A 22177-nucleotide genomic window follows, 5' to 3' on the forward strand; every position below is an offset into this window, starting at 1 on the left:
CGCCGAACTCACCTTGCGTGATTCAGGCAGGTTTCCACTGATGCGGCATTAGTTGGCCGATCTCACTCGCCCGCTGCGTCGGCAGCCGTGTGAGTACGTCCTTGAGATAGGCATGCGGATCATGCCCATTCATCCGCGCCGACTGGATCAGGCTCATGATTGCTGCCGCGCGTTTGCCGCTGCGCAGTGATCCGGCAAACAACCAGTTCGAGCGCCCCAGTGCCCATGGCCGGATCTGGTTCTCGACCTGGTTGTTGTCGATGGGCACAGCGCCATCGTCCAAGTAGCGCGTCAGCGCTACCCAGCGTTTTAGGCTGTAATCCAAGGCTTTCGCCGTGGCCGATCCGTTGGGCACAAGATCGCGCTGGGCCAGCATCCAGTCATGCAGTGCTTCGAGGATCGGTGAGGCCTTTTCCTGCCGTATTCGCCAGCGATCTTCATCGCTCATGTTCCGTGCCTGCCGTTCGATTTCGTACAAGCCGCCAATTGAGTGCAGTGCTTGTTCGGCCAACTGGCTTTTGTTCGCCGCATGAAGATCGAAGAACTTACGGCGGGCGTGGGCCATACAGCCAATTTCGGTGATGCCCTGCTCGAAGCTGGCCTTGTAGCCTGCGAAGTCGTCGCAGACCAGCTTGCCATTCCACTGGCCCAGAAAATTGCGCGCATGTTCGCCGGCACGGCTGGGGCTGAAGTCGTACACCACCGCTTTTAGATCGGCGAAGGGCGTGGTGCTGTAGGCCCAGACGTAAGCCCGATGAGTTTTCTTCTCGCCCGGCGTGAGCATTTGCACCGGGGTTTCGTCAGCGTGGATCACGCGTTGGGCCAGCACGGCTTCGCGCAGGACATCGACCAGCGGCTGGAGCTGCACGCCGGTTTGTCCGACCCACTGCGCCAGTGTCGAACGGGCGATGACCAGGCCGGCACGGCCAAAGATTTTCTCCTGCCGGTACAGCGGCAGGTGGTCGGCGAATTTGGCCACCATCACGTGAGCCAGAAGGCCGGCGGTGGGGATGCCTTTGTCGATCACCTGGGCTGGAACCGGAGCCTGAATCAGCGTTTCGCACTGGCGACAGGCCCATTTGCCACGCACATGCTGTTCGACGGTGAACACGCCTGGCGTGTAATCCAGCTTTTCGCTGACGTCCTCACCGATGCGTTGCAGCTGGCAGCCGCAGGCGCACTGGGTGCTCTCCGGCTCGTGACGAATCACGGTACGCGGAAATTGCGGCGGCAGCGCTGTGCGCTTGGGCTGTTGGCGGGGCTCGGCTGGGGTAGCCGGGGGATTGACGGCTTTCAACTCCGCCTCGATGGCGGCGATGTCGGTGTCGATCAGGTCATCCAGCAGGCTGCCCTGATCAGGACTCAGCTGCTCGCTGCGTTTGGCGAACTTGTGCCGTTTGTACCAGGCGATTTCGTGGGTGAGCTGCTCGATGATGGTTTGATCACGGTGGATCTTCTTGCCCATCACGTCGACCTGTGTCAGCAACTGCGCGGCCAGGGCGCGCAGTTGCTCAGGTGTCAGTTGGTCGAGATTGGGCGAGGAAGTCATGCCGCTGATTGTGCCAGAGCAGACGCTTAGCGCAGATACACCGATGGGCTAATGGCCGGCGCTACAGCACTGTGATCGCGCCGCCCGCACCGACCCGCTGCCAGGGCAGCCCCAGTACCAACGCCTGAAGTTGCTCGGCGTCGAGTTCGACTTCCGAGCCGTGGCGGATGCCTGGCCAGTGAAACTTGCCCTGGTTCAATCGCCGCGCAGCCAGCCAGATCCCCACGCCGTCATGCACCAGAACTTTCATGCGGTTGGCGCGACGATTGGCAAAGAGATAGGCGCAGTGCGGCTTCGCCGCACCGAACACCGCCACCACGCGGGCCAACGCGGTTTCAGTGCCAGCACGCATGTCCATGGGTTCGGTGGCGAGCCAGATGCTATCGACGCGAATCACTGGACGAGCCCACGAACAAAGCGGGCGCATCCTTCAGGATCGGAGGCTGGCCATTTCACCGTGATGGATTGCTCGCCAAGCGGTAGCTCGATCATCACCGATGCTTCAGCTGGTCGTTTGGGCATAACCCTCGCAGGAACGAACGCCGGCAACGCCGCTGGCAGTTGATCCCGATAAAGCGGTAGCCACTTGCGAATGACGTTGGCGTTGATGCCGTGGCGGATGGCCACGCTGGATACGCTCGCACCGGGTTGCAGGCACTCCTGAACAACCTGGGCTTTGAATGGTTTGGGGTAAGAGCTTCGTTGGCGCATGGAAATCCCGGCGATAAGGGCTATCGCGTCCGCTTAAAAATACGCGGACACCATCGGCCTTAATGCTGAGGTTCGGAAGGTGAGTTGGCCGGACGCTTACTGCAGACTGACGCAAAGAGCTGCAATCGGCCGCTTACCGCTCTTTGAGCTGCGTGATCATTGCCTCACTGACCTTGTCAGTGATTGGGCAACTCGGTGCTGAGGGCAAGTGATTCAAATCCACGGCCTGTTTTACAGCGGTATCTATGGCCTTATCCTGAATAGGCTCTTTCGGCGCTTTCTGATTACGTCGTGCTTGCCCGCGCTGGCGCTTAGCCTGCTGCTTCGCATACAGCGCCTGAGCCGCCGTTACCATTCCTACTGCCTGGCCGCTCAAGTCCAAACGCGGCGCATTCTCCGTCATGCTTGCCCAATATCGACTTCCTCGGCACCAGGTAGCGATGCCCTGCTTGAGCTGTTCGCTGGATATTTCAAGCAGCTCTAGGTGTTGCTCGGCATCCTTTAAAATACCTTCCTTAAGCGGAACCTTTGGGGCCGGATTGACCGGGAAGGCCAATGGAAAGTGCTTCTGCAATCGCCAGATCGCTTCCACCGCAGGATCTTGCTCGCGAGGCTTAGCCTGCTCAGAAGGCTTGCGTATAGCCTGCTTCGCGCTATCTGTCTTTACTTGCACTTTTTCGGCTCGAAGGCGGTCGCGTAGCTCAGCTAATTGTTCAAAACCCATCGTTTAGTTCACAGCCTTATGATTGATTCATGGTGCAAGGTTATCCCATGCAGTCTTTTGATACAGCTTGGACGATTTCTGCCTTTCATGGCAGGTGGCTTTGATAGCGTCCATTCCCCCAGACTGATCCACGCTTGCCTCTTCATACAGTGGAGGACAGGCCATGAACACCATAGCAACCAATACTCATCAACCTTGGAACAAGGGGAAATTCGTCGGGCAGAAAGCCCCGCTTCGTCTCAGTGACATCTGGGCCATTCGGGTTAGGCTTCAACTCGCCGAGAGAGTACGAGATTTGGCTCTCTTTGATTTAGCAATCGATAGCAAATTGAGAGCCTGTGACTTAACTAAACTGCGAGTGCGGGACATAGCTCATGGGGAACATGTGTCTTCACGAGCCATCGTCATGCAGCAGAAAACCCGTCGTCCAGTCCAGTTTGAAATTACCGAACCAACTCGCACTGCTCTGGAAGTTTGGATGCATCAAGCCAACCTCAGAAATGAGGACTTCTTGTTTCCAAGCCGTTTGCATTGTTCAGAGCATCTCTCCACTCGGCAATATGCTCGAATAGTTAAGGCCTGGGTGGTAGCCATTGGTCTTGACCCAGCCATGTATGGCACTCACACACTACGGCGCACCAAGGCGACTTTAATCTATCGAAGGACAAAAAATCTGAGGGCTGTTCAGCTGCTGCTTGGTCATTCGAAGCTTGAAAGCACTGTCAGGTACCTTGGGATTGAAGTCGAGGATGCCTTGGATATGTCAGAGCAGACAGAGGTATAGGCCTACCCTGCGGCGGTCATGGTTGGACCGTCGCTATCGACACGTTTCAGCCCTTGCGAGGGGCAGCCCCCGACCCGGAGCTGACATTCCCTACCACAACAGAAACGTCCGATTAAAACCGATTCTGTTGAAAAAGTCGGATTTTCTGCACGACTCAACGTAAGCGCATCAACCATCAAAGAACCTGCTAACCACTTTGAGTGGTTGTTCGGCCCTTTGTTGACCTTTGCTGCTCTGTTATTGGGTTAATTTGAGGTTTTTTGCTTGGTGCAGGCGCACCTATCCCGTGAGGGGTGGCCCTTGCGATGAAAGTTTGGCTAGTCGCCGTAGGTTCTGTACCGCTGCCGCCAGTGTGAACTCGTCGGTCGCACCACGCATGCCGCGTAGCCGCAAGCGATCCAGTTTCAGGATGCGCTTGAGGTGGGCAAACAACATTTCGACTTTCTTACGCTCGTGACGAGAGCGCACGTACCCAGGCGTCGTTGCGATGCGTCGGGCCACATCACGAGCAGCTTCATGAACGCTGCGGGCAATCTTGCGAATTGAAGTGTTCGGGCAGCACTTGGCTTTCATCGGACACGTCGCGCAATCGGTTTTTCTGGATCGAAAATTGATGGTGTTGGCTTTCGTCACGTGCGAACGCTCGTTCTTGAAGGCTCGCCATTCGCTGCGTAATGCGTTGCCGGCAGGGCAGCGGTATTCCTCAGTCTCTTCGTTCCAGTGGAAATCGCTGCTCGAAAAACTGTCGTCCTTGCGCTCGGTTTTGTCCCACACCGGCACATGAGGTTCGATCTCTTTTTCCTCCACCATCCAGGCCAGCATCGGCGCGGTCCCGTAAGCGGTATCGCCGATGAGTCGATCCGGTTTGATATCGAACCGATCTTCGACCCGATCAATCATTGTCTTGGTGCTCTCGGCCTCGGCCGTTCGATGAGCAGGTGTTGCTTCTACATCCACGATGACGCCGTGCTCGGTATCGATCAGGTAGTTCGTGGAATATGCGAAGAACGCCGGTCCTCCTGGAGCAGCGGTCCAGCGGGCTTGAGGATCAGTCAGCGATAGGTACTTCGGAAGTGTTTCCCCCAGAGCTTCCGCATCAAGCCCCTCAAGGTACTCACGCACCGCGCGGGTGCTCAGAGCCGGATCACCCCAGTTGACCTGCTCATCACCAGGTATGCCGCGCTGTCGACTCGCATCCGCTTTGATGATGCTGGCGTCCACGGCGAATCCTTCGCCTTTGACCAGGCCTGCATCCATACAGCGCCGCAGCACTTCATTGAACAACCAGCGAAACAAATCACTGTCCCGGAAACGGCCGTGTCTATTTTTGGAAAAGGTCGAATGGTTGGGGACTTCATCTTCAAGGCTCAACCGGCAGAACCAGCGGTAAGCCAGATTCAGATGGGCCTCTTCACACAAGCGACGTTCAGAGCGAATGCCATAGCAGTAGCCCACGATCAGCATGCGCAGCATCAATTCAGGATCAATCGAGGGACGCCCAAGCGGGCTATAAAAATCGGCGAGGTAGTCGCGCAGATCACTCAGATCGAGACACTGATCAATGCTGCGCAGAAGGTGATTTGCTGGGATGTGATCTTCAAGGTTGAACGAGTAAAACAGTCGATTCTGTCCACTCGATAACTGTCCCATCATGCTGTGATATCCCCCACCGCCCAATGGAGATATTTTGCCGCAAGGCAGGTAGAGGAGCTACTTTTTCAACAGCATCGACCCGAAGCTGATGTTGGGAAAAGGCAAAACCGTGCCATGAGCGAACGATAAAACGTCTTCGGAATTTACGCATGCTATAGAAACTTGGTCTAACCAACCTCTTCAATTCCTAAGAAGATTGTCTAGGAAATTCCATGTGAAAACCGGTGAGACCATCTGAGGAGGTACACCAGATCCGCCCCTTGTGCGCTTCCACGATAGAGCGGGTAATGGCCAGCCCCAATCCGGCATTGCTCGCATTACCTTCACGGCGCGCAGGGTCAGCACGATAAAAGCGATCGAACAGCTTCTGTAGATGCTCAGGCGGGATGGTGCTTCCGGGGTTCTCGATGCTGACCGCTGTCAGGCTAGCGGCCTGTCTGATTGAAAGGTGGATAGTCTCGCCCGACGGGGTATAGCGCAGTGCGTTGGCAAGCAGATTGGAAATCGCCCGCTCGAGCATCAGCGGATCACCCCGAACCTCTCCGGAGCCAGACACCGCCAGCTGAATACCCTGTTCTTCTGCCAGCAGCTGGTAAAACTCAAACAGTTTGGCGGCCAGGTCGGCCAGCGCTATCGGTGCTTGCTGCGGGATGATAAGTCCGTTGTCCGCCTTGGCCAGAAACAACATGTCGTCAATCATCCGTGACATGCGCCTGAGGTCGTCCAGGTTGGCGTGCAGGTTTTCCTCGTACGCAGTGCTATCGCGTTGTCTGCTCAATACCACCTCGGTGTGTGTCATAAGGTTGCTCAGCGGTGTACGCAGCTCGTGTGCAATGTCAGCGGAAAAATTCGACAGACGGATAAAGTCTTCCTCCAGTCGTGCCAGCATGGCATTGAACGACAGCACCAGCTGTTGCAGTTCCAGCGGCACCGGTTCAAGAGGGATTCGCTGCTGCAGCGAGCCCGCAGACATCGATGCTGCAGTGTCCGTCACTTGCCGCAGTGGGCGCAGGCCACTTCGGGCGACCACCCAGCCCAGTGCAGCACTCAAAAGCGCACAGATAATCAAACCGATCCAGAACCAGCGCTGCAGGGTCACGAAGAAATGCGCGTGGTTGGTTACATCCAGAGCCAGCAGGATTGTCAGCGGTGCTGTCTGACCAGGAGCCGTGACCTGCGCCGTCATGCCGCGAAACAGTTGCTCGCCATCTTGCCACGCCCACAAGTCCTGTTCGGCAGCATGCCTGAAACTCTTTGGAATCGCGGTTGCTGATGAATCAGCAAACAGCACACTGCCATCACCGCTCACAATTATTGCCAGTAGGTCCTGATGAGCACCCAGCAAAGCGCGCAGTTGCGGTAATTCATTCTCAAGATTCTCACTGTTGCGGGCCTTGCCAAGAATTTGCCTGGTTGATTCGAGCTTCTCCACCAGCGCCTGCCGATCAAGCTCCTGGAAGTGATGCTGGCTGAGCATGTAGAAGCTAAGCCCTGCGATTACAAGTACTGCGATAACTGCAGACATGAACATCAGACTCATGCGTGCCGTCAGCGACAGTTGGCGCAGGTTCATTCCAGCTCATCCATCATGTAGCCCATGCCACGGGCGGTATGGATCAGCTTGCGCTCGAAATCGTCATCGATCTTTGCCCGTAGCCGGCGTACCGCAACCTCGATGACGTTGGTATCACTGTCGAAGTTCATATCCCAGACCTGTGAGGCAATCAGCGACTTGGACAGTACTTCGCCCCGCCGCCGCAGCAACAGCTCCAGCAGGGCAAACTCTTTGGCAGTCAGGTCAATGCGTCGGCCATCTCGCATAGCCCGGCGCTTGAGCAAGTCGACTTCAAGATCCGCCATTTTCATGCTGGTCTGCACCGGCGAACTGTTGCCCCGGCGTAGTAGCGTACGCACCCGTGCCAGCAGCTCAGAGAAGGCGAATGGTTTGATCAGGTAGTCGTCCGCACCCAGCTCCAGACCTTTGACGCGATCCTCCACGCCATCACGGGCAGTCAGGAACAAAACAGGGACATCTTTGCCTGCAGCGCGGACCATGCGCAGCACCTCCCAACCATCCAGCCCCGGCATCATCACGTCGAGGATCAGCAGGTCATAGGCCTCGCTCAGCGCGTACTGCAGCGCATCGGTACCAGTCAGCACCCGATCGACGTTGAAGCCAGCTTCACTCAGACCTTGCTGCAGGTAGGCACCGGTTTTTGGTTCGTCTTCAGCCACCAGTAGTTTCATGTACGCCGTTTCCGATAAAGCAGAGGCCCCCGAGTGTGCCGGCAAAACCTGCGACCAACCAGAAGCTTACCGAAATGTAATCACGGCAACAGGTGACTGTCAGGCTACACACGGCGACAGCAAGCCTGTAGCGACATGACACAAGCGTAATCTGCACTTCAGGTTACTGACAGCATGAGCCGTTTAAGGTGGCATCGAGCCTAAAGCTCTACCCCTGCACTCCTTTGGGCGGGGGTTACCAAAACCATGAGGATTCACAAAATGAAAGCAATCCAAGCCCTGTTCGTCGTCGCTGCCCTAAGCGTTTCCAGCATAGCGCTGGCCGAAGGAGGCAGTGATCGGGTTTCCGCTCGTATGGAGCAACTCCGTGATGCCTCTCAAGCGGCTGCGCAGTTGGCAAGTCAACAGAAAGCCGAGGCTCCCGTTGCCGTCAGTCATGACAAGCAGCCTGGTCACGCCAACTGCTGAGCGCAGCAACCTTACAGAATTGTAATCACCCAGAGAGCTGGGGTATGGCAGTGTAAACCTGCTCGCTGGCGGCATTCGCAAGCAATATTCGGGGCGAGCACGGTTTGACTGACTACCGGTGTCCTAAAAGTAGCCGACTAAGCCGTATCTAGATGACGTAGTGCCAGCTCTTCTGACTGATTGGACATGACGCAATGCAAAGCAAAACCTCAAGACGAACATTCGTAAAAGGCTTGGCTGCTACCAGTCTGCTGGGTGGCCTTGGATATTGGCGCGTACCGGCATGGGCCGCAAGTCCTGCATTGCTGGCGCAAGAACTGCGTGGCACCGAGTTTGATTTATTGATCGGTGAAACTCCGGTCAATATCACAGGCACGGCACGTACCGCGATGACCATCAACGGCACCATGCCAGGACCAACTCTGCACTGGCGTGAAGGCGATACCGTCACCCTGCGGGTGAAAAACAAGTTGCGTGAAGATACCTCGATCCACTGGCACGGCATCCTGCTGCCCGCCAACATGGATGGTGTGCCAGGCATGAGCTTCAACGGCATTGCCCCGGATGGCATGTACGAATACCGCTTCACGGTCAACCAGAACGGCACCTACTGGTATCACAGCCACTCGGGCTTGCAGGAGCAGGTTGGCGTGTATGGCCCGATCGTTATCGAGGCCAAAGACCCCGAACCGTTCGTCTACGACCGCGAGCATGTGCTGATGCTTACCGACTGGAGCGACGAGCAGCCAGCTCAGATAGTGGCCAAGCTAAAGAAACAGTCTGACTACTACAACTTCCACCAACGCACCGTCGGTGATTTTATCAACGATGTCAGCGACAAGGGCTGGGATGCGACCGTCACTGATCGAGTGATGTGGGCCGAGATGAAGATGAGCCCCACCGATCTGGCCGACGTCAGTGGTTACACCTACACCTACCTCCTTAATGGTCAGAGCCCGAACGGCAACTGGACCGGCTTGTTCAAACCGGGCGAGAAGTTGCGCCTGCGCCTGATCAACGGTTCGGCCATGACCTACTTCGACGTGCGCATTCCCGGCCTGAAGATGACCGTGGTCGCCGCAGATGGTCAATACGTCAAGCCGGTCAGTGTCGACGAACTGCGTATCGCTGTGGCAGAAACCTACGACGTTATCGTCGAGCCGGAAGATGCGCAGGCCTACACCATTTTCGCCCAATCGATGGATCGCAGCGGCTATGCCCGTGGCACCCTGGCGGTGCGCGAAGGACTGGTTGCTGTCGTGCCGGAACTGGACCCGCGCCCGGAGCTGTTGATGTCCGACATGGGCATGGATCACGGCAGTATGGCCGGCATGGATGATGCCAGCATGGCGGGAATGGATCACTCGAAGATGGCCGGCATGGATCACGGCTCTATGGCTGGCATGGACCATTCATCCATGGCCGGTATGGACCACAGTAGTATGACGGGGATGGCTGGAATGGCCGGCATAAGTAAAAGTATGCCGGCCATGCAAACCCACCCTGCGTCCGAGTACAACAACCCGCTGGTCGACATGCTGACCATGATGCCCACCTCCAAACTGGATGACCCGGGCATTGGTTTGCGTAACAACGGCCGCCGGGTACTGACCTATGCCGATCTGCACAGCACTTTCCCCGATCCGGACGGCCGCATACCGAGCCGCACCATTGAACTGCACCTGACCGGGCATATGGAGCGCTTTGCCTGGTCGATGGACGGCATCAAGTTCGCCGATGCCGAACCGGTTCGCCTGAAGTACGGCGAGCGGCTGCGCATCACCCTGGTCAACGACACCATGATGACCCACCCCATCCACCTGCATGGCATGTGGAGCGACCTGGAAGATGACAACGGTAACTTCATGGTGCGCAAACACACCATCGACATACCGCCGGGCAGCAAGCGCAGCTATCGGGTAACCGCCGACGCCCTGGGACGCTGGGCCTACCACTGCCATCTGATGTATCACATGGAAATGGGCATGTTCCGTGAAGTCCGCGTGGATGCGTAAAGGAGATATCCAATGAACACATTTCTGCAGCGAAATACCTTACTTGCCAGTGCAGCGGCACTGAGTTTACTGCTGTCTTTGTTTGCCCCAGCGGCAATGGCTGACGATGGCCATAATGAGCACGATCACTCGGCTACTGCGCCTGCAACACAGGGTGCAAGCGACACGCCGGCTCCAAAAGCGCAGTCAAATGCGCCTAAGGCTCAGCAGATGGACCATGGCGCCATGAGCCACGACGGCATGGATCACTCGAACATGATGCAAATGCAGGACGGCGACAATGCCGGGGAAGGTTCGCACAATGGCCAATAAGCGTTTCCGTCTTAATGTCATTGCCCTGAGCGTTTCTCTGAGCGCCGTGAGTAGCAGTCTCACCTTTGCTGCTGAGGCAATGGATCATTCAGCAATGGGTCAGGGCTCCATGCCGATGGACCACAGCATGATGAAGCCAGACTCTGCTCAGAGCCCGATGGAGGGTATGGACCATAGCCAGATGAATCATGATGCGATGGACATGGATATGGGTGAAATGCCCATGGACCACAGCATGATGAAGCCAGCTGCTGATCAGAGCCCGATGCAGGGCATGGACCATAGCCAGATGGATCATGACGCGATGGATATGGGTGAAACGCCCATGCCTGCCATGGATCACAGCACTATTGATCACAGCCAGATGCAGCATGCCGCGCCGGCGCCGACCAGCGAAAGCCGTACTCCGATCCCGCCCATCACCGAGGCTGACCGGGAAGCGGCGTTCCCTGATGTCCACGGCCATAAGATGGACGACAATGCCATCAACAGCTTTGTCCTGTTTGATCAGCTCGAATACCAGAATGCCGACGCCGGCAGCGTATTGGCTTGGAATGCGATGGGCTGGGTCGGTGGCGATATCGATCGCCTCTGGTGGCGCTCCGAAGGTGAACGTACCAACGGCACCACCGAAGCTGCCGAAGTACAAGCCTTCTGGGGCCACGCCATCAGCCCGTGGGGGGAAACTGTGGTTGGTGTGCGCCAGGACTTCAAGCCCGGCGCACCGCAAACATGGGGCGCCATTGGTATTCAGGGCATGGCGCTGTACAACTTTGAAACGGAAGCCACGGCATATATCGGCGAAAACGGGCAGAGCGCTGCGCGGTTGGAAGGTGAGTACGACATCCTGTTGACTAACCGCCTGATTCTGCAACCGCGTGCCGAAGCGAATTTCTACGGTAAAAACGACGACTCCCGAGGATACGGCTCGGGGCTTGCCGATGTCGATCTTGGCCTGCGCTTGCGCTATGAAGTCGTTCGCCAGTTCGCGCCTTATATCGGCGTTAGCTGGAGCAAGGTTTACGGTAATACCGCCGATTATGTTCGCGATGAAGGTGGTGACAGCAGCGAAGCACGCTTCGTCGCGGGCGTGCGCATGTGGTTCTGATGCCGCCATTGATTTTTTTTGTTCAAACTCCTCGCAAGCCAGCCAATAAGCGCAGAACCTCGAATTCAACCTAAGGAATACCGATGAAGCGAACCCTGATTACACTGACCACTGCCGGTGCAGTAGCCGCCCTGGGTATCGCCAGCGTGGCCTATGTCGGCCTGATCAATGTCGGCGCGGATGATCCCCACTGGAAACCCGTGCACGCCTTTCTGAACTTTGTCCGTGAACGCTCGATCGCTGTGCGCGCACGGGATATTCAAGTGCCTGCGCTGGACGATCCAGCACTGATCAAAGCCGGCGCCGGCAATTACAATGCCATGTGCATCGGTTGTCATCTGGCGCCGGGCGTCGAAGTCACAGAACTGAGCCAGAGCCTGTATCCGGCACCGCCAAATCTGGCAGTAGAGGGTGCACCAGCCGATCCGGCCATCAGCTTCTGGATCGTCAAGCACGGCATCAAGGCCACAGGCATGCCAGCCTGGGGCAAGAGCATGGGTGATGAGTACCTCTGGGGACTGGTCGCCTTCATGCAAAAACTGCCACAGCTGGATGCCGGCCAATACCAAGCGCTGGTCGCCGCCAGCAGTGGCCACCAGCACGGCGGTGGCGAGAGCATGATGCACGACCATGAAGGCCAGCATGGCGCCCCCTCCGCAGGCGGCAGCGACCATCATGCGGCCATGGCAGAAATGGCCGGACATGGCTCAATGGAGAGTGCCTCGCCTGACGGGGCAGACAAGCAACCGACTGACGAGCATGCGCAGCACGCTATGGCGCCTGCACCTACACCTGCAGCACCAGCCAAAACCCACATTCACGCCGACGGTAATTCACATGAGCACGCCAATTAACAGCCAACGCCTGCGCCTGTTGGCGCTATGCGCTTTATTTCTGCTGCCCGGAGCGCATGCCGCCGAACCACTAACCATCGACGTGCATCGCGACGCCAATTGCGGTTGCTGCAAGAGCTGGATTCGTCACCTCGAAGCCAATGGTTTTCAAGTCATTGACCATGTTGAAAGCAACATGAGTGCAGTCAAACAAGAGCTCGGTGTGCCCTACCGTCTGGCGTCCTGCCATACCGGCGTTATCAACGGCAAGTTTGTCGAAGGCCATGTGCCGGCCGCTGAGGTTATCGAACTGACCAGGCGCAATGATCTGGCGGGAGTCGCTGTACCGGGCATGCCGAAAGGCTCGCCCGGCATGGAAGCCGGTGGCGCTGTACAGCCCTACGAGGTCATTGGCCTGACAGCGTCAGGCACAGAACAGGTTATCGCCGAATACCCAGGCAACTAGCGCTTCCGGTTGCATCTGGCTGAAGAAAATAAGCCAGTACAGCTATCAAACAGAGTAGCTGAACCGGCGTAAAAATTAGCACTACCGCGAACCAAGGAACACGACACGTCTTGGGTACTCGGTCCAAGCTGTAACAAGGAGGAGAAGATCATGTCGAACTTGCCCCCAACCGTAGAAAAGCCAACACCCTTCTGGAGAAGCAGAGGCGGCATCGTGCTGGGTATGTTGCTGGTGATTGCCGTGTTCTACGTGGTGAATGAGCACCTTGCACACGCTGGGCAAGCATTGAGTTATCTGCCTTATCTGATTTTACTGGCATGCCCGCTGATGCATGTTTTCGGGCATCACCACGGTGGGCATGACCACAGAGAGCATAAGCAATCCGAAGATGCGCCAAACAAGGACGATCAGAGGAGTTAAGCCATGCACAGCCATGAGAATGACCATCCGCGGCACACACAAGCCCAGTCTGAAGGCGAACTGCACGATCCCGTCTGCGGCATGAAGGTCAGCCTCGACAGTAAATTTGTCGAGGAGCATGCGGGCCAGACCCTCCATTTTTGTAGCGCCAAGTGCCAGGCAAAATTCGTCGCCGAACCTGCGCGCTATCTGGCTGACAAACCTGTAGATACAGCCAGCAGTTCCGGGCCACAAGCAGCACTGGCGGGTGCTGCCGAATACACCTGCCCGATGCATCCGGAGATCCGTCAGCCGACTCCGGGTGTCTGTCCGAAATGCGGTATGACCCTGGAGCCGGTGATGCCGGTGCTGGAGGATGAAGAGAACCCGGAGCTCAATGACTTCAAGCGCCGCTTCTGGTGGACGCTGCCGCTGACGATCATCGTCACCATCCTCGCCATGGGAGGCCATGCGGTGCAGATATTCCAGGGCAACACGCAGAACTGGGTCGAGCTGGCACTGGCTACACCGGTCACGCTCTGGGCTGGCTGGCCGTTCTTTGTGCGCTGCGTGCAGTCCTTCCTGCATCGCAGCCCGAACATGTGGACGCTGATCGGGCTGGGCACCTCGGCGGCCTATCTGTACAGCGTTGTGGCGACCTTGTTCCCGCAGGCTTTCCCGGCAACCTTTCTGCATGAAGGGCGGATCGGGGTGTACTTCGAAGCCGCCGCCGTGATCATCTCGCTGACCCTGCTCGGGCAGATGCTCGAACTCAAGGCCCGCTCGCAAACCTCTGCGGCGATCAAATCATTGCTTGGTCTGGCGCCGAAAACCGCACGACGGATCAACGCTGATGGCAGCGAAGAAGATATCCCGCTGAGCCATGTGCACCTGAATGATCAACTGCGCGTGCGCCCCGGTGAGAAGGTGCCGGTCGATGGCGTGGTGGTCTCGGGCGAGAGTGCTGTCGACGAGTCAATGCTCACTGGCGAGCCGTTACCGGTGATGAAGCGTCAAGGTGATGCGCTGATTGGTGCCACCATCAACAGCCAGGGCAGTCTGGTCATGCAGGCGCAGAAAGTCGGAGGCGAAACCATGCTGGCGCAAATCGTACAGATGGTCGCTCAGGCTCAGCGCTCAAAAGCACCGATGCAGCGCCTTGCCGATGTCATTGCCGGTTACTTTGTGGTGGTTGTGATAAGTATTTCCGTGCTGACATTCCTTGGCTGGGGTCTTTGGGGGCCGGAGCCGAGCTGGGTGTTCGGCCTTATCAATGCGGTGGCGGTGCTGATCATTGCCTGCCCCTGCGCGCTGGGCCTGGCCACGCCGATGTCGGTGATGGTGTCTACCGGCAAGGCAGCCAGCAGTGGCGTGCTATTTCGCGACGCGGCAGCCATTGAGAACCTGCGCAAGATTGATACGCTGATCGTCGACAAGACCGGCACCCTGACCGAAGGGCGACCAGCATTTCACAGTGTCGAAGCGGCGACTGGCTTCGAAAAACAGCAGGTGCTGCAGCTGGCCGCCAGCCTTGATCAGGGTAGCGAGCACCCACTGGGGCGCGCCATTGTCGATCAGGCCAATGCTGGCGGTTTGCAGTTGTCAGTTGTGCAGAACTTTGAGACGGTTTCCGGTATCGGGGTGCGCGGTCAGGTAGACGGCCACCAGTTGCTACTGGGCAATACCGCACTGTTGCAAGAGGCCGGCATAGCCACCGAAGCTGTGCAGACGCGTGCCGAAGAATTGCGCAGCGAAGGCACTAGCATTATGTATCTAGCAGTAGACGGTGCTCTGGCCGGCCTACTGGCTGTGGCCGACCCGATCAAGGAAACCTCGAAGCTGGCCGTTCAACGTCTGCAAGCTGCCGGCGTCACGGTAATTATGGCAACCGGTGACGGCCTGACAACGGCAAAGTCTGTGGCGCGGCAACTGGGTATTGAAGAGGTGCACGGCGAGGTCAAGCCACAGGACAAGGAGCGCCTGGTCGCAGATCTGCAAAAGGCCGGCAAGCGTGTGGCCATGGCCGGTGACGGTATCAATGACGCCCCGGCGCTGGCGCGTGCCGATGTCGGCATCGCCATGGGCACCGGTACCGACGTGGCGATGAACAGTGCACAGATCACCCTGGTCAAGGGCGACCTGATGGGCATCCTGCGTGCGCGCAGCTTGTCCCAGGCCACGGTGAAAAACATGCACCAGAACCTGACCTTCGCCTTTCTCTATAACGCCATGGGCATACCGCTGGCTGCCGGCCTGTTCTTTCCACTCACCGGGTACTTGTTGTCGCCAATTATCGCTGCGCTGGCCATGAGCGTCAGCTCGGCCTCAGTCGTATTCAACGCGCTGCGTCTGCGCAATGTGCGGATTGATGAACCGTAAATTTACTGCTTGACCTTTCTATAAGGTCAAGGTTGAGGATGGTCGTAACAGCCAGCCTGTGGCTCTAACCGAACACAGACATTCGGTAGGGTTTTATGGCTGTCGACGACTAGATCCGCAGATTCGAAACTTGTTTTTAATTCAAATCAGATGGGCCTTACGAAGCACCAGAGCACAGACAAACGATATCAGCGCTCTGGAAGTTCGTGACCAATTATCCAAAAATTCTACAGGCAGAAACAGTTTAACTATGAGGGTTAACGCCATGAAATTAAGTGCAATAAAGCTTGGCTATGCTGCAGCTTTCGCATTCGCAATTCTATGGATCATCTGCAGCCTGATGGTGTGGCTGATGCCAGCCATGATGTTGAATATGACTGGCAACATGATGCACACCGACTGGTCGCAAATGGGCTGGCATATGTCACTGGGCGGCATGCTGCTCGGATTGATCGGCTGGTCGGTGGTAGCAGGAATAAGCGGATGGTTACTGGCAACTATCTACAACAAACTTCTTTAACAAAACCGGGGTTGCCCAGATTTTACGGGGCAACTCACGTGTCTCATACGCTCTTGTCTATGGAGCGCTTTCTTGCTGCCAAACCCGGCGGCTACCTCGATTAATCGCATTGGAGGCGAAAGCATGACTGCTTTCCTTTTTGCACGCCGGGCTGGTAAGGGTGTAATGGCTGCCGTGCTTTGGCTGAGTCTTGCTACCGGCGCACAGGCCGAAACCCTCAGTTTTGCCCGAGCGCAGGTATTGGCGCAGCAGGACGCACCGGAGAATCTGGCGCGTCAGGCGCAGCTTGAATCCGCTCAGTTCTCAGTAGAGCCGGCAGATGCCTTGCCTGATCCGCAGCTGATCCTTGGAGTCGACAACGTGCCGGTTGAGGGCGCGGATCGGTACAGCCTCAATCAGGACTTCATGACCATGCGTCGAATCGGTCTGATGCAGGAAGTACCAAACAGCGACAAGCGCAAGGCGCGCCGCAGTCTGGCCGTAGCCACGGTTGGCGTAGCCGAGGCAGAGCAGCGGGAGATGCTATTGCAGACCCGGCGGCAGACCGCACTCAACTGGCTGAATGTCTACTATGCCGAGCACAGCGTGGCCTTGTTTGATCAGTTGGATTTGCAGATCAGCCTGCTGCGTGCGACGGTGCAATCGCTGATCGCTGGCGGCTCTGCGTCCCCCACTGAATTGCTGCAAGCCGATGAGCTGGCGCTTACGCTGGAGGATCGCCGTGATCAGCTACAGCGCGATGTCGCTGTGGCTCGTGCCGCATTGCGCCGCTGGATTGGTGCGGCGGCAACTGAACCACTGGTGGGCAATCCGCCGGTATTTCAACTAAGCGTACCGCAGCTGCATCAACGACTGCACGAGCATCCTGAGTTGAACGCAGCGAATGCCCGTGTCGGTGAAGCCAACGCGGCGCTGGCCGAGGCGATCGCTGAGAAGACCCCAGATTGGGGCGTCGGCTTTGTCTATAGCAACCGTGCCCCGCAGTTTGGTGACATGGTCTCATTGCAATTCACCTTTGATCTGCCGATGTTCGTTGGCAGCCGTCAGGGACCGACGATCAAGGCCCGGCAACAGAGCGTGGCGCAACTGGAGGCCGAGCAGGAGGTCTTGCTGCGCGAACATGCGGCTGAGCTGGAAAGCGGTCTGGCCGAGCTGGAACAACTGCACAAGGCACTGACTCGCACGGAAAAATCTCTTATACCGCTGGCCAGCCAGCGCGCCGAACTGGAACTGGCGGCCTACAAGGCGGGCAACCGCCAGCTGAGCACAGTAATCAACAGCCGCACCGCGCTGATCGAGGCGCAGCTGCGCGAGATCGAGCTCAAACGCCAGGTCAGCGAGCTATCTGCCAATCTGTATTACGCCTATGTGGAGAGCCTGCAATGAGTCGCCCTATTTTTCTGTATTCGCTGTTGGGCCTGATGCTAGCAGCAGGTAGTGGCGCTGCGGGTTATTGGTTTGGCCAGCAGAGCGCCAGTCATGTGCAAATGCCCCATGCCTCAGCGCAAAGCGACGAACGCACGGTGCTTTACTGGTATGACCCGATGAAACCGGATCAGCATTTCGATCAGCCCGGTAAATCGCCCTTTATGGACATGCAGCTGGTACCCAAATATGCCGGCAGTCTGCCGGAGGCCGATGTTCTCAGCGTGTCGGCACAAGCGGTGCAGAACCTGGGTATGCGCACTGTGCTGGTACAGCGCGGGGTGCTGCCTACGGGTATCGAGGCGGTTGGCTCGCTGGCTTACAACCAGCGCGAAGTTGCCACCCTGCAGGCGCGCGCAGCCGGTTTCGTCGAGCGCGTGTATGGCCGTGCACCGGGTGATGTGCTGGCGGCCGGCACGCCACTGGCCGATCTGCTGATTCCCGAATGGTCCGCCGCCCAGCTGGAGTTCATCGCCGTATTGCAGAGTGGCGATAGCCGCCTGATTGCAGCTACACGTGAGCGCCTTCGCCTGCTAGGCATGTCCCAGGCTCTGATTACGCGGGTAGAGGGTCATCGACAACCCGAGCCGTTGCAGACCATCGTTACGCCGCTGGCTGGCGAGTTGCAGTCGCTGGAAGTGCGCGTGGGCATGGCGGTCTCGGCAGGCCAGGATTTGGCGCAGGTCAACGGGCTGGCCAGTGTATGGCTGGATACCGCGATTCCCGAAGCGCAGGCCGGCTTGGTTGAAGTAGGGGCGCCGATCAGTGCCACGTTGGCGGCCTTTCCAGGACAAACCCTGCATGGCAAGGTCATCGCGCTGTTACCCAGCGCTGACCTGCAGACCCGCACGCTGACGGTACGTAGCGAGCTACCCAACCCGGACGGCAAGCTGCGCCCGGGCATGTTTGCCGCAGTTCGGCTCAACAGTGCGGGAGAGGAAACGGTGTTGCTACTGCCCAGCGAGGCGCTGATTCGCAGCGGCAAGCGCACGCTGGTCATGCTGGCCGAAGGCGAAGGGCGTTTCCGTCCACAGGAGATCACTATTGGCCGTGAAGCCGATGGCCGTGTGCAGGTACTGACCGGCTTGCAGGAAGGTCAGTCCGTGGTCACCTCGGGGCAATTTCTGATCGACTCCGAGGCCAGCCTGCAGGGCTTGCTCGCACAGACCTCCGATGTTCAGTCAGAGGCGCCGGCATTAGAACTGCACAGGGCACAAGGCATCATCCGTGCGCTGGACGCGAAGCAGGTTACGCTGGAGCACGGCTCCTTCGACAGCCTGAACATGATGGGAATGACCATGCCGTTTACGTTGGCTAGCCCTGAAGTGGCTGCCGGTTTGCAGGTCGGTGATCGGGTGCAGATTGCCGTCAGCCAGAGCCCAGCGGGACTGGTGGTCGAGCAGCTGACCAGGCAGGCGAAGCAGCAGGAGGAAACGCCATGATCGCGAGGCTTATTCGCTGGTCGATCGGCAACCGCCTGCTGGTATTGCTTGCGACCCTGTTCATTGTGGCCTGGGGCATCTGGTCAGTACGCAACACGCCACTGGATGCGTTGCCCGACCTGTCCGATACCCAGGTCATCCTGCGCACCAGCTTCCCCGGCCAGGCACCACAGATTGTCGAGAACCAGGTGACCTACCCGCTGGCGACCAGCATGCTCTCGGTGCCGGGGGCGAAGACCGTGCGCGGCTATTCGTTCTTTGGTGACTCGTTTGTTTACGTGTTGTTCGAGGACGGCACTGATCAGTACTGGGCACGCTCACGGGTGCTGGAGTACCTCAATCAGGCCCAGGGCCAATTGCCGCCAGGCGTGACCACCAGCCTCGGACCTGATGCCAGCGGCGTCGGCTGGATCTACCAATACGCACTGGTCGATCGCAGCGGTCAGCATGATCTTGCGCAACTGCGCTCGCTACAGGACTGGTTCCTCAAATACGAACTGAAAAGCGTGCCGAATGTGGCCGAGGTGGCCACCCTCGGCGGCATGGTCAAGCAGTATCAGGTAGTGCTTGATCCGCAGAAGTTGATTGCCTACGGGGTGACCCTGCAGGAGGTCGAACAGGCCTTGCAGGATGCCAATCAGGAAACCGGAGGTGCAGTGCTGGAGCTGGCCGAGCGCGAGTTCATGGTACGTGCCAGCGGCTACCTGCAGAGCCTGGAGGACTTCCGAAATGTGCCGCTACGCGCCTCGCAGAGCGGTATTCCGGTGCTGCTCGGACAGGTGGCGAACATCCAGCTGGGCCCGGAAATGCGTCGCGGAATTGCCGAACTGGATGGTCAGGGCGAAGTCGTCGGTGGCGTGGTGATCATGCGTTCGGGCAGCAATGCGCGCGACACCATTCAGGCGGTCAAGGACAAGCTGGCGGTATTGCAGGCGAGTTTGCCCGATGGCGTCGAGCTGGTGACCACCTACGACCGCTCACAGCTGATCGACCGTGCCATCGCCAACCTCAGCTACAAGCTGCTGGAAGAGTTTCTGGTGGTGGCGCTGGTCTGTCTGATTTTTCTCTGGCACCTGCGCTCTTCGCTGGTAGCGATTATCACCTTGCCGGTGGGCATTCTGGCAGCGTTCATCGTCATGCATCTGCAGGGGGTGAACGCCAACATCATGTCGCTGGGCGGCATCGCCATCGCCATCGGCGCCATGGTCGATGCAGCGGTGGTGATGATCGAGAACGCGCACAAGCATCTCGAAGCCTGGCACGCCAAGCACCCGGAGGAGACGTTGCAGGGTGAAACACGTTGGCAGGTAATCGGCGAGGCAGCGGCCGAGGTTGGCCCGGCACTGTTCTTCAGTTTGCTGATCATCACTCTGTCTTTCCTGCCGGTGTTTACTTTGGAAGCCCAAGAGGGCCGGCTGTTTGGCCCGCTGGCATTCACCAAAACCTACGCCATGGCCGCTGCTGCCGGACTGTCGGTGACTCTGGTGCCGGTATTGATGGGGTTCTGGATTCGTGGGCGTATCCCCAATGAACAACAGAATCCGCTGAATCGCGGTCTGATCGCGGCGTATAGGCCGATCCTCGAAGCAGTGCTGGCCTGGCCCAAAGCTACCCTGTTGGCAGCGCTGCTGGTGTTTGTCTCCAGCCTCTGGCCACTGAGCCAGCTGGGTGGCGAGTTTTTGCCGATGATGGATGAAGGCGACTTGCTTTATATGCCCACTGCGTTGCCCGGCCTTTCGGCCAGCAAGGCCGCACAATTGTTACAGCAGACCGATCGCATGATCCTTTCTGTTCCTGAAGTAGAGCGGGTGTTCGGCAAGGCCGGTCGCGCCGAAACGGCCACCGATCCGGCACCGTTGGAGATGTTCGAGACCACCATCCAGTTCAAACCGCGCGAGCAATGGCGTGCTGGCATGACGCCCGAGAAACTAATCGAGCAACTGGATCAGGCGGTGCGGGTGCCCGGGCTGTCGAATATCTGGGTGCCGCCGATCCGCAACCGTATCGACATGCTGGCCACCGGAATCAAGAGCCCGATCGGGGTGAAGGTTGCCGGTACTTCGCTGGAGGCTATCGAACAGCTTACCCGCGAAATCGAAACCGTAGCAAAACAGGTGCCTGGGGTCAGTTCGGCGCTGGCCGAGCGCCTGTCGGGAGGTAGCTATGTGGACATCAAGATCAACCGTCTGGTGGCCGCACGCTATGGCCTGAACATCAAGGATGTGCAGGCAGTGGTGTCAGGTGCGATTGGCGGAAAAAACATCGGGCAGACCGTCGAAGGGCTGGCGCGTTATCCGATCAACCTGCGTTATCCACGCGAATGGCGCGACAACCCCGAAGCGCTGCGGCAGCTTCCGATCCTCACTGCCAGCGGTCAGCAGATCACCCTTGGCGCGGTGGCCGATGTCAGTCTCAGCGAAGGGCCTCCAATGTTGCGCAGCGAGAACGGGCGCTTGTCCGGCTGGGTGTATGTCGATGTGCGCGGTCGCGATCTGGCGTCCACCGTGCATGAGTTGCAGCAGCGCATCAGCGCCGAAGTACAGCCCGTGACCGGCATGAGCATTGCCTACTCGGGGCAATTCGAGTATCTCGAACGGGCCAACGCAAGGCTGGTCTGGGTAGTGCCGGCGACTTTGCTGATTATCTTCGTGCTTCTGTTTCTGACCTTCAACAGCTTTAGTGAGGCGCTGCTGATTCTGGCGACCTTGCCGTTCGCCCTGTCCGGTGGCATCTGGTTGCTCTACTGGTTCGGCTTCAATATGTCGATCGCCACTGGGGTCGGTTTTATTGCCCTAGCCGGAGTCTCGGCGGAGTTCGGCGTGATCATGTTGCTGTATCTGAAGAACGCTTGGCAGGCACGGCTTGCTGCCGAACGCAGCGACAATCAGGCATTGCTCGATGCTATTCGCGAAGGTGCTGTGCTGCGTGTGCGCCCCAAGATGATGACAGTGGCGGTCATTATTGCCGGCCTACTACCGATCCTCTGGGGAGGCGGTGCAGGCTCCGAAGTGATGAAGCGCATCGCTGTGCCAATGGTCGGCGGCATGATCACCGCGCCACTGCTGTCGATGCTGGTTTTACCTGCGGCGTTCTGGTTGTTACGGCAGGAAAGGGGCAGGCAGTAGCGCCGTTTTCACCCTTG

The 22177-nt window shown here is 58.0% G+C and carries 20 protein-coding genes; 13 read left to right on the forward strand and 7 right to left on the reverse strand.

Annotated features, from left to right (window positions below; genetic code table 11):
* Positions 1 to 22: 22 nt before the first annotated feature.
* From tnpC to BLT89_RS13840, 4 genes are all read right to left on the reverse strand, one after another.
* On the reverse strand, positions 23 to 1549 hold the full coding sequence (tnpC, locus tag BLT89_RS13825) for an IS66 family transposase (RefSeq protein WP_090196549.1): 1527 nt from the start codon (positions 1547 to 1549) through the stop codon (positions 23 to 25).
* A gap of 61 nt (positions 1550 to 1610) precedes the next feature.
* The gene (gene tnpB, locus BLT89_RS17950; RefSeq protein WP_157718880.1) at positions 1611 to 1946 is read right to left on the reverse strand and encodes an IS66 family insertion sequence element accessory protein TnpB; all 336 of its coding nucleotides are present in this window, start codon (positions 1944 to 1946) and stop codon (positions 1611 to 1613) included.
* A complete protein-coding gene (gene tnpA / locus BLT89_RS13835; protein ID WP_090196552.1) occupies positions 1943 to 2260 on the reverse strand; it encodes an IS66-like element accessory protein TnpA in 318 nt (105 codons plus the stop codon). Before tnpA ends, tnpB begins: the two co-directional genes overlap by 4 nt.
* Before the next feature lie 133 nt (positions 2261 to 2393).
* Positions 2394 to 2984 carry a ProQ/FinO family protein gene (locus tag BLT89_RS13840; RefSeq protein ID WP_090196555.1) on the reverse strand — a complete coding sequence of 197 codons (591 nt, stop codon included), beginning with the start codon at positions 2982 to 2984 and terminating at the stop codon, positions 2394 to 2396.
* Positions 2985 to 3147: 163 nt separating this feature from the next.
* Between BLT89_RS13840 and BLT89_RS13845 the strand changes: the two genes are divergently transcribed.
* Positions 3148 to 3768 (forward strand): tyrosine-type recombinase/integrase, encoded by a 621-nt coding sequence (locus tag BLT89_RS13845; RefSeq protein ID WP_090196558.1) that lies wholly within the window; start codon positions 3148 to 3150, stop codon positions 3766 to 3768.
* Between the two features lie 279 nt (positions 3769 to 4047).
* Here BLT89_RS13845 and BLT89_RS13850 read toward each other — a convergent pair whose 3' ends face one another.
* The 3 genes from BLT89_RS13850 to BLT89_RS13860 form a co-directional block, all read right to left on the reverse strand.
* Positions 4048 to 5421, reverse strand: coding sequence for a transposase (locus tag BLT89_RS13850; protein ID WP_090196561.1), 1374 nt, complete (start codon positions 5419 to 5421; stop codon positions 4048 to 4050).
* A 187-nt stretch (positions 5422 to 5608) separates the two neighbouring features.
* Complete coding sequence (locus BLT89_RS13855; RefSeq protein WP_090196564.1) at positions 5609 to 6994, reverse strand: heavy metal sensor histidine kinase; 1386 nt, start codon at positions 6992 to 6994, stop codon at positions 5609 to 5611.
* Positions 6991 to 7668 carry a heavy metal response regulator transcription factor gene (locus tag BLT89_RS13860; protein WP_090196567.1) on the reverse strand — a complete coding sequence of 226 codons (678 nt, stop codon included), beginning with the start codon at positions 7666 to 7668 and terminating at the stop codon, positions 6991 to 6993. The genes BLT89_RS13855 and BLT89_RS13860 overlap by 4 nt, the downstream gene beginning before the upstream one ends.
* Positions 7669 to 7929: 261 nt before the next feature.
* Here BLT89_RS13860 and BLT89_RS13865 point away from each other — a divergent pair, with 261 nt between their 5' ends.
* The 12 genes from BLT89_RS13865 (at position 7930) to BLT89_RS13920 (ending at position 22160) form a co-directional block, all read left to right on the forward strand.
* Entirely contained in the window at positions 7930 to 8136 is a 207-nt protein-coding gene (locus BLT89_RS13865) for a co-regulatory protein PtrA N-terminal domain-containing protein (RefSeq protein ID WP_090196570.1), read from the forward strand.
* A gap of 194 nt (positions 8137 to 8330) precedes the next feature.
* Positions 8331 to 10151, forward strand: a complete 1821-nt coding sequence (locus BLT89_RS13870) for a copper resistance system multicopper oxidase (RefSeq protein ID WP_090196573.1) — start codon at positions 8331 to 8333, stop codon at positions 10149 to 10151.
* Positions 10152 to 10163: 12 nt separating this feature from the next.
* A complete protein-coding gene (locus tag BLT89_RS13875) occupies positions 10164 to 10463 on the forward strand; it encodes a hypothetical protein (RefSeq protein WP_090196576.1) in 300 nt (99 codons plus the stop codon).
* Positions 10453 to 11571, forward strand: a complete 1119-nt coding sequence (locus BLT89_RS13880) for a copper resistance protein B (RefSeq protein WP_172829136.1) — start codon at positions 10453 to 10455, stop codon at positions 11569 to 11571. Before BLT89_RS13875 ends, BLT89_RS13880 begins: the two co-directional genes overlap by 11 nt.
* A gap of 83 nt (positions 11572 to 11654) precedes the next feature.
* The gene (locus BLT89_RS13885) at positions 11655 to 12425 is read left to right on the forward strand and encodes a c-type cytochrome (protein ID WP_090196583.1); all 771 of its coding nucleotides are present in this window, start codon (positions 11655 to 11657) and stop codon (positions 12423 to 12425) included.
* On the forward strand, positions 12409 to 12870 hold the full coding sequence (locus tag BLT89_RS13890; RefSeq protein ID WP_172829137.1) for a DUF411 domain-containing protein: 462 nt from the start codon (positions 12409 to 12411) through the stop codon (positions 12868 to 12870). Before BLT89_RS13885 ends, BLT89_RS13890 begins: the two co-directional genes overlap by 17 nt.
* Positions 12871 to 13020: 150 nt before the next feature.
* Positions 13021 to 13290 (forward strand): DUF2933 domain-containing protein, encoded by a 270-nt coding sequence (locus BLT89_RS13895; protein WP_090196586.1) that lies wholly within the window; start codon positions 13021 to 13023, stop codon positions 13288 to 13290.
* 81 nt (positions 13291 to 13371) lie between these two features.
* Entirely contained in the window at positions 13372 to 15648 is a 2277-nt protein-coding gene (locus tag BLT89_RS13900) for a heavy metal translocating P-type ATPase (RefSeq protein ID WP_408003076.1), read from the forward strand.
* A gap of 265 nt (positions 15649 to 15913) precedes the next feature.
* A complete protein-coding gene (locus BLT89_RS13905; protein ID WP_090199053.1) occupies positions 15914 to 16168 on the forward strand; it encodes a DUF5676 family membrane protein in 255 nt (84 codons plus the stop codon).
* Between the two features lie 123 nt (positions 16169 to 16291).
* The gene (locus tag BLT89_RS13910; protein ID WP_090199056.1) at positions 16292 to 17554 is read left to right on the forward strand and encodes a TolC family protein; all 1263 of its coding nucleotides are present in this window, start codon (positions 16292 to 16294) and stop codon (positions 17552 to 17554) included.
* Complete coding sequence (locus BLT89_RS13915; RefSeq protein ID WP_090196591.1) at positions 17551 to 19035, forward strand: efflux RND transporter periplasmic adaptor subunit; 1485 nt, start codon at positions 17551 to 17553, stop codon at positions 19033 to 19035. Before BLT89_RS13910 ends, BLT89_RS13915 begins: the two co-directional genes overlap by 4 nt.
* Positions 19032 to 22160, forward strand: a complete 3129-nt coding sequence (locus tag BLT89_RS13920) for an efflux RND transporter permease subunit (protein WP_090196594.1) — start codon at positions 19032 to 19034, stop codon at positions 22158 to 22160. Before BLT89_RS13915 ends, BLT89_RS13920 begins: the two co-directional genes overlap by 4 nt.
* The last annotated feature ends 17 nt before the right edge of the window (positions 22161 to 22177 follow it).

It is taken from the genome of Pseudomonas pohangensis (assembly GCF_900105995.1).
In the GTDB taxonomy this organism is placed as follows: Bacteria; Pseudomonadota; Gammaproteobacteria; order Pseudomonadales; family Pseudomonadaceae; genus Aquipseudomonas; species Aquipseudomonas pohangensis.